The sequence below is a fragment of the Lysobacter alkalisoli genome (genome assembly GCF_006547045.1).
In the GTDB taxonomy this organism is placed as follows: domain Bacteria; phylum Pseudomonadota; class Gammaproteobacteria; order Xanthomonadales; family Xanthomonadaceae; genus Marilutibacter; species Marilutibacter alkalisoli.
Window position 1 is genome coordinate 3808471 of record NZ_CP041242.1, and the last position, 12649, is coordinate 3821119.

Sequence of the window (12649 nt, forward strand, 5' to 3'; positions counted from 1 at the left end):
GCAACTCACACGAACGCGGTCAACTGGAACACCAGGTTGCCGAGCGCATGCGCGAGCAGCGGGAACAGCAGGCTGCCGCTGTTGAAGCGCATCCAGCCATAGGCGAGCCCGCCGACGAGGGTGAACGACGCCGATACCGGCTCGAACGAGAACCCGTCGCGGCCGTAGCCGAGCCCGTGCCACAGCGAGAACATCACCGCGGTCACCACCACCACCGCCCACGGCACCTGCCCGGGCGGCGCCTTGCGACCGATCAGGCCGAGCAGCAGGGCGGGCGCGACCCCGCGATAGGCCAGCTCTTCGGCCAGCGCCGGCATCGTCGCCTGGAACGCGAGCGTCTCGAACGAGGGCGTATCCGGATCGAAGGCGAAACCCAGCGCCGCCCCCAGCGCGACCAGCAACACCAGTGCGATCATCGATGCGCGCAGGTTGCGCTGCCTGAAGGTCAATCCCACCGCATCGGGCCTGAGCCGGAAGATCCAGATCACCACCGCCGCCAGCAGCAGGCTGTAGACCTTGCCTGACCAGTTCCAGCGGCCACCGAGCAGATCGGCCGCGGCCACCGCGGTCGGCAGTGCGGTATCGAGATCGTCCAGGCCGAGGTAGAGCGCGAACAGCGCCGCAGTCGCGACTCCGATGCGGCGGTCGAACGGCATCGCGGCCAGCGCGAGCAGCAGCGCCATCACGGCGAATGTCAGTGAGTAGGTCGCGATGTGCACATGCATCCCTCCCCGCCCCCCGTGGCGGCTTCACGCCGGAGTGTCGGACGGGGCTTCGGCGTTGTCCATCAGGACGATGTCCGTGGGGACATGCCAGCATCGTTCCGTGCACATGCCCCACCGGCATACCCCCATGCCACCCCGTAGGGTCCTTGCCTTTGCTCTGACTCGGCGCGGTTGAGACAATGGCCGGCGTTTCCGTGCCTGCGCCGTCGCGCGACAGCGCCCGTCCACCGCTTTCGAGTCGAATCCCCACATGACCCAGTCCACCGGCAACACCCCTCGGATCATCTACACCCTCACCGACGAAGCCCCGCTGCTGGCGACGCAGTCGCTGCTGCCGATCATCGAGGCCTTCGCCGGCACCGCCGGGGTGGCGGTGGAGACGCGCGACATTTCGCTGGCGGGGCGGATCCTGGCGCAGTTCCCGGATGTGCTGGCCGATGACCAGAAGGTCGGCGACCACCTGGCCGAGCTGGGCGCGCTGGCGACCAAGCCCGAGGCCAACATCATCAAGCTGCCGAACATCAGCGCCTCGGTGCCGCAGCTGAAGGCGGCGATCAAGGAATTGCAGGCGCAGGGCTACCCGCTGCCGGATTACCCGGAGGAGCCCAAGGGCGAGCAGGAGAGCGAGATCAAGGCCCGCTACGACCGCACCAAGGGCAGCGCGGTCAATCCGGTGCTGCGCGAGGGCAATTCCGACCGCCGCGCGCCGGCCTCGGTCAAGAACTACGCGCGCAAGCACCCGCACCGGATGGGCAAGTGGAGCCCGGACTCGAAGTCGCACGTCGCGCACATGGACGCCGGTGACTTCTACGGCAGCGAGCAGTCGGTCGTGATCCAGCAGGCCGGCACGGTCAAGGTGCGGCTGACCGGCAGCGATGGCCGCAGCAACATGCTCAAGACCGGGGTCAAGGTCACCGAGGGCGAGGTGATCGACGCCACCTGCATGAGCGCGAAGGCGCTGGCCGCCTTCATCCGCGCGCAGATCGACGATGCGCGCGCGCAGGACGTGCTGTTCTCGCTGCACCTGAAGGCGACGATGATGAAGGTGTCCGACCCGATCATCTTCGGTGTCGCGGTCAGCGAGTTCTATGGGCCGGTGCTGGACAAGCACGCGGCGGTGCTGGCCGAGGCCGGCTTCGACCCGAACAACGGCATCGGCGACCTGTACGCGCGGCTGCCGTCGCTGGACGAAAGCGTTGCCACTGAGATCAAGGCCGATATCGACGCCCTGTACGGCGAGCGCCCTCAGCTTGCGATGGTCAACTCCGACAAGGGCATCACCAACCTGCACGTGCCCAGCGACATCATCGTCGACGCGTCGATGCCGGCGATGATCCGCGACAGTGGCCGGATGTGGAACCCGGCCGGCGAGTTGCAGGATGCCAAGGCGGTGATCCCGGACCGCAACTACGCCGGCATCTACCAGGCGGTGATCGATGACTGCAGGGCGCACGGCGCGTTCGACCCGGCGACGATGGGCAGCGTGCCCAACGTCGGCCTGATGGCGCAGAAGGCCGAGGAGTACGGCAGCCACGACAAGACCTTCAAGATTCCCGCCGACGGCGTGGTCGAGGTGCTCGACGAGGCCGGCGCCGTGCTGATGAAGCACGAAGTCGAGGCCGGCGACATCTGGCGCATGTGCCAGACCAAGGACGCGCCGATCCGCGACTGGGTCAAGCTGGCGGTCACCCGCGCACGCCTGAGCAACACTCCGGCGGTGTTCTGGCTCGACCCGCAGCGCGCGCACGACCGCAACCTCGCGGCCAAGGTCGAGGCCTATCTGAAGGATCACGACACCAGCGGTCTGGAGATCCATGTCATGGCGCCGGTCGAGGCGATGAAGTTCTCGCTCGAACGCATCCGCGCCGGCAAGGACACGATCAGCGTCACCGGCAACGTGCTGCGCGACTACCTGACCGACCTGTTTCCGATCATGGAGCTGGGCACCAGCGCCAAGATGCTGTCGGTGGTGCCGCTGATGGCCGGCGGCGGCCTGTTCGAGACCGGCGCCGGCGGCAGCGCGCCCAAGCACGTGCAGCAGTTCGAGCAGGACGACTACCTGCGCTGGGATTCGCTGGGCGAGTTCCTTGCGCTGGCGGCCTCGCTCGAGCACCTGGCCGAGACCACCGGCAACGCGCGGGCGAAGGTGCTGGCCGATGCGCTCGACGTCGCCAATGGCCAGTTCCTCGACAGCGACAAGTCGCCGACCCGCAAGCTCGGCGGCATCGACAACCGCGGCAGCCACTTCTACCTGGCGATGTACTGGGCGCAGGCACTGGCCGCCCAGGACGACGACGCCGAACTGAAGGCGACCTTCGCCCCGGTCGCGCAGGCGCTGGCCGACAACGAGGCGAAGATCGTCGAGGAGCTGATCGCGGTGCAGGGCCAGCCGGTCGACATGGGTGGCTATTACCACCCGGACTTCGGCAAGCTCGCCGCGGCGATGCGGCCGAGCAGCACGCTCAACGCGGTGATCGATTCGCTGGCCGGCTGAGCCGGCGCGTTCCGCGAAACAGGAGGCCCGGCATCATGCCGGGCCTTTTCGTTGTGTTCCCGGTCGTTATGTTGCCGGTCGCTGCACTGCCGGGTCAGGCATCACCGCGCTGCAACAAGGCGATGTGACGCGCCGGCGTCTCCAGCCGCAGGCCATGCCTGACCGCGAGCCAGCCGAACGTGCGCTCGGAGAAGAAGCAGGCGTGGGTGGGGTCGCGCACATAGCCCCAGCGATCGAACGCGGCACCGGGCAGGCGCCATTGGGTCATGATCGCGAGCCAGCCGCCCGGGCGCAGCAGCGCCGCCAGTCGCTCGAACTCGATGCCGGGCCGATGGAAATGCTCCACGGTCTCGCTACAGGTCACGAAGTCGTAGCGGCTGTCGAGCAACGCCTCATGCGGCTCGAACATCGGATCCCATGACAGCGTGGGAAAGCCGCGCTCGCCCAGCATCAGGGCCAGGGCCGGGCCCGGACCGGCACCGAAGTCCAATCCGCGCATGCCAGGCGACAGGCGCTCGGCGAGCGGTTCCACGAGCCGGTTGAGGAAAGCGCGGTACCCGGGATCGGAAGGATCGTTCTGGTGCTGCTCATAGATCGCCCGCTCCTGGGCCGGCGAGGGCAGGTCCTCGCCGGCCATGAAGGCCAGGTCGCAGCCGCCGCATTCGAAATAGCGACGCGAGGCGACACGGGCCAAAGGCCTCGTGTCCGTTGCGGAGCACAGCGGACACCGGGAGGGACTCACGGAGCGGTGGCCGGGGCAGGGCCACGCACATATGGCCGCTGGCCGTGGCGCTCGCGTTCGCGCTGCTGCTGCTCGAGGTAGTGGTTGGCCTCGGCTTCGCTCATTTCGTACTTCGGCGCCAGGTGCGGCAGCAGCAGGCGCAGCCAGGCGCGCTTGATCTGCTGCGCCTCCTGCGGGCAGCGCTGCGCGCGCGCCGGCGGCAGGTCGCCGTCGGTGACGGTGTCGACTAGGCGCACCGGATCGCTGCCGTACAGCAGGCATTGCAGGTTGAAATAGCGCTGCTCGCCGAGTGCATGCTCATCGGCATAGGCGTCGAGGTTGTAGGCGCCGGTGCTGCGCACCAGGAACCAGTTGGCGGCCATACGCAGATTCTCGGCGACCTGCTGCGGCGACTCGTCGGTGCCGGCGAAGTGCAGCATCAGCATGGTCGCCAGCTGGTCGACCGCATCTTCCTGGCGTCCGGTGACGGGCAGGTCGAGCAGGTGGATCAGGGCGTGTCCGGTTTCGTGCAGGACGATGAAACGCAGGTTGGCCAGGGCATAGCGCTGCGGGTAGCCGGCGTCGAAACCGTTGTCTTCGCGCAGCTGTTCGCCGCGCTCATACAGCACCTCCAGCGTCTCGTAGCAGAGCACCACCTCGTGCGTCGCGGGCACGTAGAACGCGCCGAACTGCTCGCACTCGGCGGTGACGAAACGCAACGCGTACGGCAGCAGGAACAGGCCGTCGATCGCCTCCACTTCGGGCAGGTGGTGCAGCAGGTCCGCCTCGCGCACGCGTTGATGGATCGGCTGCAGTTCCGGTGAACGCGGGGCGATGTACTCGTACTCGAACGCCGGCCCGCCCCGCTTCTCGCGCTCGCCGGGAAGGACCGGCCGTGGCCGCACCACCGGCCGGATCAGCGATCGCATCAGCGACCGCCCCGGGGCTTCCGGCAGGCCCTGCGCCAGCATCCCCATCGGCGCCGTCGACCTGCCGGCATGGCTGCCTGCGCCGGCGGCGATGGCGACGACAGCCAATGCGATCGCGATGATCCAGCCCTTCCGCAACTTGCGCGATCTCCCCGTCCGGTCGCAGATACGACGGGGCGATGGTAGTGCCTGCCGCCGTGGAGAGGAACCGCGCCGGGGTGGCATTCCGTTCTCAGGCACAGCCTCCGGCTGCTGGCATCGGGGGCACGGCGGTGCGTCCGGCGCCCGATTCCACGCGGGGCCTGATGTGGTCCGATCGGTTCGCCCTGCCGTCGGCGGCGACCGGGGCCGTCCGGGTCTGCTCGATGTCGTCGGCCACCGCGAGGTCGCTCCGGTAGCCGTGCAGGAACAGCAGGTCTTTGTAGATGCTCATGATCGATCTCCAGGTAGCGGGCCGGGTGGGGGAGGAGTGGACGGCCCTATCAAGTAGGTTGCAAGATACGCTTGCGCCAATCACCTAAAAAGCGATAGTTACGCAAGGCTTCATTGAATTTTGTTCAAGAAAGGATCGATCATGGCCCGCCCACCCCTGCACGCCCTGCTCGGCTTCGCCGCCGCCGCCCGCGCCGGCAACCTGACCCGCGCCGCCGAGTCGATGCACCTGACCGTGAGCGCGCTCAGCCACCAGGTCCGCGGCCTGGAGGAACGGCTCGGCCGGCGCCTGTTCGAACGCAGTTCGCGCGGGGTGAAGCTGACCGCCGACGGCCAGCACCTGATGAGCCGGGTCGCACCGCACCTGGACGCACTCGAGCAGGCGCTGCGCCCGTACGGCCCGCGTCACGACGACGTGCTGACCCTGAGCGTGACCCCGTCGATGGCCTCGGCCTGGCTGGTGCCGCGACTGGGCGGGTTCCTCGCCGCGCACCCACAGGTACAGATCAACCTGCAGTCGACCGCGACCGCGATCGATTTCGAACGCGAGCGCGAAGTCGACGCCGCGCTGCGGATCGGCCGCGGACACTGGCCGGGGCTGGCCAGCGAGCACCTGTTCGACGAATGGGTGGCGCCGGTCGCCAGCCCCGAGCTGGTCGCCCGCCTCGGTGGTCCGCCGAAGATGGCGGAGCTTCACACCTGGCCGCTTCTGGGCGAACCGGACGACGGCAACGAGCAGTGGCTGGCCTGGTTCGCCGCGCACGGCGGCGAACCGCCGGCGCGCTACGCGGCCAACTTCGACGACACCGAAGCGCTGTTGCGCGCCGCCGCCAGCGGGGTCGGCGTGACGCTGGGCCGGCTGACCCGCGCGCGCCTGCTGATCGAATCGGGCCAGCTGGTGCGGCTCAGCGAGGCGCGCCTGCGCACCCACTACGCCCACTACCTGGCGTATCCGCAACGCTCGGCCGACCATGCCGGCCTGCAGGCCTTCCGCGACTGGTTGCTGGCCGAAGCCCAGGCCTATGCGGCGACGCTTGAAGCGAATGCCTGAAGAGTTGCGGGCCGGCCCGGGCATCTCGCCATTACCCCGCGCAGCCCGCCGATGACAGGTCACGACCGGCATGCGCCGACAGGCGGGACAGCTCACGGCAGGACAGGGTGAGCCATCCGGGCTAGGCTGTGCCCCCCGTTCGCTGGAGGCTTACGCATGACCCGCACCTTGCTTGCCACACTCGTCCCTGTGCTGCTGCTCGCAGCCTGCACCGCGCAGGACCCGGCACCCGCCACCGACACCGACACCGCGACCACCGAGGCCGCCGACCCGGCCCCCTCGGCGGCCGATGCCCTGGCCGCCGCCGTTGCCGGCAACTGGCGCACCTCCGATTTCGCCGCCCGCGACAAGTACCGCCACCCGGCCGAGACGCTGGCGTTCTTCGGCATCGCGCCGGACCAGACCGTCATCGAGATCACCCCGGGCGGCGGCTGGTACGCCGAGATCCTCGCTCCGTACCTGCGCGACGATGGCACCTACATCGCCGCGGTCTGGGACGACGCGATCCCCGACCAGCCCGGTTACCGCTATCGCCTCAACGAGGAATTGCGCGCCAAGTTCGCCGACAACCCCGAGGTCTACGGCGCGCCGGAAGTGCGCGTGTTCGACCCGAAGGCACCGGCGTTCGGCCCGGCCGGCTCGGCCGACGCGGTGGTGACCTTCCGCAACGCCCACAACTGGGTCGCCGCTGGCGACGGCGAGGCCTACTTCAGCGCCTTCTTCGACGTGCTGGCCCCCGGCGGCACCCTAGGTGTGGTCGACCACCGTGCCAAACCCGGCACCGATGCCGAGGCCATGAACAAGTCCGGCTACCTGACCGAAGCGGTGGTGATCGAGCTGGCCACCGCGGCCGGCTTCGAGCTGGCCGACCGGAGCGAGATCAACGCTAATCCGGCCGATACCGCCGATCATCCGAACGGCGTGTGGACGCTGCCGCCAAGCAACCGCCACGACGATGCCGACGCGGAAAAGTATGCGGAAATCGGCGAGAGCGACCGGATGACCTTGCGCTTTGTGAAACCGGCCGAATAATGGCCGATGCCGGCACCGCGTCACAGAACGCGGTGCCGGCATCTCTTTTATCCCCTGCATAAGGATTTCATGTGCGCAAGATTCCCCTGACCCTCTTCGCCGCCGGCCTGTTCGCTCTGGGCTCCGCCCATGCCGCAGACCCGAGCCTGCGCCTCGGCCACCAGACCAGCGGCAAGCTGTCCGAGTCCAACCGCCCCAGCGACAACGGCGGCCGCAACCAGGACTACACGCTCCGGCTCGAGGCCGGACAGCTGATCGCGATCAGCGCCAAGTCGACCGATTTCGATCCGGTGCTGGTGCTGTTCGCTCCTGACGGCTCGAAGCTGGCCGAGAACGACGACCGTGCCGACGGCGACACCAACTCGCTGATCGTGGCCTCGACCAGCATCGCCGGCGATTACCTCGTCCGCCTCAATTCGCTCGGCAGCGGCGAGAACGCGGTGGGTGCCTACACGATCAAGGCCAGCGTCGTCAGCGACGACTGAACCCGCCCCGGGCGGGGCGTGCGCCGTGCTGATCGCCTTCAACAAGCCCTTCAACGTGCTGTGCCAGTTCACCGATCGCAGTGGGCTGCAGGGCGGAATGCCGGCACGGCGCACGCTGGCCGACTTCGGGCTGCCCGCCGGCGTATACCCGGCCGGGCGGCTCGACCACGACAGCGAAGGCCTGTTGCTGCTGACCGACGACGGCCGCCTCGCCCACCGCCTGACCGACCCGCGCCACAAGCAGCCCAAGACCTATTGGGTGCAGGTCGAAGGCACGCCCGACGAGGCCCGGCTGGCGGCATTGCGCCGCGGCGTGGTGCTGAAGGACGGCCCGACCCGGCCGGCGCGGGTGCGGTCGATCGCGGCGCCGGCACTGTGGCCGCGCGATCCGCCGGTGCGGTTCCGCAAGACCGTGCCCGACGCCTGGCTGGAACTGACCATCACCGAAGGCCGCAACCGCCAGGTGCGGCGGATGACCGCGGCGGTCGGCCTGCCGACCCTGCGGCTGGTTCGGGTCGCGGTCGGCGACGTCGCACTGGCCGGCCTGGCACCCGGGCAATGGCGCCTGGAGGCACGCTGACCGTCGTCGGGGCGGGGCATCCACCCTGACAACACTTACACCTGCTTTTCCCTCCGCAAGGCGATTCAACCGGGATGGAATCTGCTAACGTGACGTGAAATTCAGCGATGGGTTCACGCGGCGCGGGGGGCGGCCGCGGGTACCGGGGCGAGAACGAATGACCACACCCGCCAACAGCCAGGGCCGGATCCTGGTGGTGGATGACCAGGCCGCGAATCTCCGTGTCGTCAGCGCCCTGCTGACCCGCCATGGTTATGAAGTCGCCCTTGCGTCGAGCGGCGATGAAGCCCTGGCGCTTTGCGGTGAGGCCGACTTCGACCTGATGCTGCTCGACGTGATGATGCCGAGCATGGACGGCTTCGAAGTGATGGCGGTACTGCGCGAAGCCCATACCCGCATTCCGGTGATATTCGTCACCGCCGCGCACGACCGCGACCTGCTGCTGCGCGCCTTCGATGCCGGCGTGGTCGACTACGTGACCAAGCCGTTCCTGCCCGAGGAGCTGCTGGCGCGGGTCAACGCCCACATCGGCCTCAAGCTCACCGTCGACCGGCTGGAGCGGGTCGCACGCGAGCGCGAGGAACTGGTCAGCCTGGTCGCACACGACCTCAAGAACCCGCTGACCAGCGCGCTGTTCGCCAGCGAACTGCTGCTGGAGGACAAGTGCAAGCCCGAACGGGTGCCGCGCTACCTGCGCATCATCCACGAAAGCGCGACCGACGCGCTCGGCTATATCCACCAGTACCTGGAAACCCGCCACCAGGCCCGCAAGGGCAACGGCGATGCCCGCGCCAGCGTCTCGGCGACCCTGCACTGGCTGCTGCAGCGCTACGAGGTGCAGCTGGAGGCCACCGGCATGGACGTCGAACTGCACCTGCCACCGCGCGATGCCCTGGTGGCGATCGATGAGCGCGTGCTGTGCCAGGTCGCCGAGAACCTGGTCACCAATGCGATCAAGTACGCACCCGGCGCGCCGTTGATCCTCAGTGCGCGCATGGGGGCGCCCGGCTACTGGCAGATCGTGGTCTCCGACCGCGGCCCCGGCATCCCGCCCGCGCAACAGCGCGATCTGTTCAAGCCGTTCACCCGCCTGACCGAGGAGGAGGACGGCATCTCCAGCGGTCTGGGCCTGTCGCTGGCGCGGCAGATCGTCGCCGAGGCCGGCGGCCAGCTCTGGTACGAATCGCGCCGGCGCGGCGGTGCGCGCTTCATCATCGAACTGCCGGAAGCGCAGGCTGCCGCCGCCTGTGAAACGCCGGACCCGGAGGCTACGGCCGCGGTCGCGCGCGACTGAGCGCCCGCTCTGCCCGGCATACACTGCCGGGCGCGCGGTTCTCCATCGGCGCAGCCGCGGCTTGGCGCGGAGGGTGGCCTGCGCTGTCCACGGATCGTCCGGCCGCGCCGAGTGAAACTTCCGCCACTTTCCGTGTCACCGTCGCCACAGGCGGGAATTCAGGTGCCCCGTGGTTTGGCCCTGTGCGTGGCCATGGCACTCCATGGATCGTCCGGCCATGGGTGGCGCGGATACCGCCCCTTCATCTCCTTCCTCACCTCCGGGTAGGTGCGGTCCCAGAACCCGCGCAGATCGCGGGTCACCTGTAACGGACGACCGCCCGGCGACAGCAGGTGCAGGGTCAGCGGCACCCGCCCGCCGACGATGCGCGGGGTGTCGGCGAGGCCGAACAGTTCCTGCAGCTTGACCGCCAGTACCGGTTCGACCGGCGTACCGGCGGCGGCGTCCCAGGCATAGTCGATGCGGCGTTCTAGGCCGGACGGCACCGCGATGCGCAGCGGCGCCAGTGTGTCGATGTGTTGCCGCGTGGCCCAGTCGAGCGACGACTTCAGGGCTTCGCCGAAGCTCTGTTCGTCGAGCGCGTCGAGCCGGGTCCTGCCGGCCAACGCCGGCCGCAGCCAGTCGTCGAGCGAGGCCAGCAGCGTGGCATCAGAGAGATCGGGCAGGGTCTCGGCCAGCTCAGGCATCCACGCGCGCAGGCAGCGCACCCGCGCACGCCACTGCCGCAGCGATTCGGTCCACGGCAGCGCATCGAGGCCAAGTTGGCGCACCGCATCGACCAGAGCGTCGGCGTACTTCGACGACCATTCCTTCTCATTCGGTTTCGCCAGCGGCCGGCTGTCGAGCACGATGCGGTCGAAACGCGATTCGCGGATCGCGGCGATGGCACGTTTCTCCGCATCCCACACTACGCGATCCTCGCGGGTGAAACGCTGCGGGAACTCACGTCGCAAACGTGATTCATCCAGGGGGGCCGCGCGCAGGATGCGCGCTTCGCGGGCGTCGTCGCGCAATTCGCTGATCACCAGCCACGGCTCGCCGTAGAGCATGCTGTCGTCGAACAGTCGCGCGATGCGGCCGTTGGCGAGCGCATAGCGATAGGGATCGGTGGGATGCTGGCGCGCGATCCGGTCCGGCCAGGCATGCAGCAACACGTCGCCGAGCGCATGCGCGGGCAGATCGACCGGCGGCGGCGCATCGATTCGCAACCGTCGCCGCCATTGCTTCGCGGCCTGGTCGATCGCGGCCAGCGACGCGCGCGATGCATCTGCGGGCACGCGGCCAGTGCGGAACGCCGCCAGCGCCTGCCAGCGTTCGGCCAGGGCATCGCTGCGCTGCACGCCTTTTCGAGGCAGCAGCGGATCGCGCGCTTCGATCAATGCGGCGAGGTCGCAGGCCAGTGCAGTCTCGCTTTGCGAGCTGGATGCGAGCAGCATCGCCGCCAGTCGTGGATGGGTGCCGAGCGCGAGCATGCGCCGGCCGAGCGGGGTGATTCCTGAAATCCCCTCCCTCGCTTGCGGAGAAGGGTGGGGGCCGGCGTCCAGTGCACCGAGGCGCTGCAGCAGCTCGCGCGCGGCAGCGAGCGCCCCCGGTGGCGGTGGGTCGACGAAACGCAGTTCGGCATTGCCCCAGGCCGCCAGTTCCAGCGCCAGCCCGGCCAGTTCGACCTGGGCGATCTCCGGCCGCCGCTGTGGCTCCAGCCGCTGCGACTGCGGCCACAGCCGGTAGGCCCAGCCCTCGGCGACGCGGCCGGCGCGACCGGCACGCTGGTCGGCCGAGGCCTGCGCAATGTTGACCACGTCCAGCCGCGCGAAACCGCTGTTGGGGTCGTAGCGCGGCTCGCGGGCGAGTCCGGAATCGACCACCACGCGCACGCCCGGCAGGGTCACGCTGGATTCGGCGACATTGGTCGCCAGCACGACGCGCCGGCGGCCGTCGGTCGCAGGCTGCAGCACCCGGGTCTGCTGTTCGACGGGAAGGTCGCCGTGGAGGGTCAATACCTCCACCCCCTCTTCCGCAGGCGAAAGCGGGCTCAGCACCGCCTCCACCCGCGAGATCTCGCGCCGTCCCGGCAGGAACGCGAGCACGTCCCCCGGGTGTGCTTCCAGCGCATGCTCGATCGCGCGCCGCATCTGGTGTTCGGGCTTCTCGTCACGGCGGGCCGGGACGTGTTCGATCGCGACCGGGAAGCTGCGCCCCTCGCTTGCCAGCCGAGGTGCATCGAGGAACTGCGCCAGCCGCGCGCCGTCCAGCGTCGCCGACATCACCACGATGCGCAGAGCCGGCCCCGGACTTGATCCGGGGTCCGGATAAAGTGACGCCTGCACGTCGAGGGCAAGCGCGAGGCCGAGGTCGGCGGCCATGTGCCGTTCGTGGAACTCGTCGAACAACAGTGCGCCGATACCTTCCAGCATCGGATCGTCCTGGATCATCCGGGTCAGGATGCCCTCGGTGACCACTTCGATCCGGGTCTTCGCAGACACCTTGTTATCGAAGCGTATGCGGTAGCCGACGGTTTCCCCGACCGCCTCGCCGCGCTCGCGCGCCATGAACATCGCCGCCGCCCGCGCCGCGACCCGGCGTGGCTCCAGCATCACGATCTTCCGACCCTGCAGCCACGGCGCATCGAGCAGCGCCGGCGGCACCCGGGTGGTCTTGCCGGCGCCCGGCGGCGCTTCCAGTACCAGCCGCGGATGCACGGCAAGGCTGTCGCGGATCTGCGGCAGCAGGGGGTCGATGGGCAAGTCGGGATGGTTCACCTGCATAGGATACGGGGAGCTTCCGGGAAGCCGTCATCCCGAGCGCAGCGGCATGACCCGTTTTGGTAGTTCACGGAAGGACGCAATCGGGGTCGCCGTTGCAGGACACGCCGCGAACCCCCGCTTCGCGGGCCCGGCCCTCCGGCA

Annotated in this window: 11 protein-coding genes; 6 read left to right on the top strand and 5 right to left on the bottom strand. The window is 69.0% G+C overall.

What is annotated here, in order from left to right; all coding sequences use genetic code 11:
* Positions 1–5: 5 nt before the first annotated feature.
* Entirely contained in the window at positions 6–719 is a 714-nt protein-coding gene (locus FKV23_RS16825; RefSeq protein ID WP_167285356.1) for a CPBP family intramembrane glutamic endopeptidase, read from the bottom strand.
* A 256-nt stretch (positions 720–975) separates the two neighbouring features.
* Here FKV23_RS16825 and FKV23_RS16830 point away from each other — a divergent pair, with 256 nt between their 5' ends.
* Positions 976–3219 carry an NADP-dependent isocitrate dehydrogenase gene (locus tag FKV23_RS16830; RefSeq protein WP_141624905.1) on the top strand — a complete coding sequence of 748 codons (2244 nt, stop codon included), beginning with the start codon at positions 976–978 and terminating at the stop codon, positions 3217–3219.
* A 94-nt stretch (positions 3220–3313) separates the two neighbouring features.
* Here the strand turns inward: FKV23_RS16830 and FKV23_RS16835 are convergent, their stop codons facing one another.
* The 3 genes from FKV23_RS16835 to FKV23_RS16845 all read right to left on the bottom strand — a co-directional run bounded on the left by FKV23_RS16835 (position 3314) and on the right by FKV23_RS16845 (position 5302).
* Positions 3314–3913 (bottom strand): class I SAM-dependent methyltransferase, encoded by a 600-nt coding sequence (locus FKV23_RS16835; RefSeq protein WP_208543197.1) that lies wholly within the window; start codon positions 3911–3913, stop codon positions 3314–3316.
* Between the two features lie 44 nt (positions 3914–3957).
* Positions 3958–5007 carry a DUF4344 domain-containing metallopeptidase gene (locus FKV23_RS16840; protein WP_244244039.1) on the bottom strand — a complete coding sequence of 350 codons (1050 nt, stop codon included), beginning with the start codon at positions 5005–5007 and terminating at the stop codon, positions 3958–3960.
* A gap of 94 nt (positions 5008–5101) precedes the next feature.
* Positions 5102–5302 (bottom strand): hypothetical protein, encoded by a 201-nt coding sequence (locus FKV23_RS16845; RefSeq protein ID WP_141624906.1) that lies wholly within the window; start codon positions 5300–5302, stop codon positions 5102–5104.
* Positions 5303–5443: 141 nt separating this feature from the next.
* On the opposite strand from FKV23_RS16845, the gene FKV23_RS16850 reads away from it, so the two are divergent.
* The 5 genes from FKV23_RS16850 (at position 5444) to FKV23_RS16870 (ending at position 9743) form a co-directional block, all read left to right on the top strand.
* The gene (locus tag FKV23_RS16850) at positions 5444–6352 is read left to right on the top strand and encodes a LysR substrate-binding domain-containing protein (protein WP_141624907.1); all 909 of its coding nucleotides are present in this window, start codon (positions 5444–5446) and stop codon (positions 6350–6352) included.
* 156 nt (positions 6353–6508) lie between these two features.
* Positions 6509–7384 (top strand): class I SAM-dependent methyltransferase, encoded by an 876-nt coding sequence (locus FKV23_RS16855; RefSeq protein ID WP_141624908.1) that lies wholly within the window; start codon positions 6509–6511, stop codon positions 7382–7384.
* Between the two features lie 71 nt (positions 7385–7455).
* Entirely contained in the window at positions 7456–7869 is a 414-nt protein-coding gene (locus FKV23_RS16860) for a PPC domain-containing protein (RefSeq protein ID WP_141624909.1), read from the top strand.
* A gap of 25 nt (positions 7870–7894) precedes the next feature.
* Entirely contained in the window at positions 7895–8449 is a 555-nt protein-coding gene (locus FKV23_RS16865) for a pseudouridine synthase (protein ID WP_141624910.1), read from the top strand.
* A 157-nt stretch (positions 8450–8606) separates the two neighbouring features.
* On the top strand, positions 8607–9743 hold the full coding sequence (locus FKV23_RS16870) for a hybrid sensor histidine kinase/response regulator (RefSeq protein ID WP_141624911.1): 1137 nt from the start codon (positions 8607–8609) through the stop codon (positions 9741–9743).
* 158 nt (positions 9744–9901) lie between these two features.
* Here FKV23_RS16870 and hrpB read toward each other — a convergent pair whose 3' ends face one another.
* Positions 9902–12508, bottom strand: a complete 2607-nt coding sequence (gene hrpB / locus FKV23_RS16875; protein WP_141624912.1) for an ATP-dependent helicase HrpB — start codon at positions 12506–12508, stop codon at positions 9902–9904.
* Positions 12509–12649 lie beyond the last annotated feature (141 nt).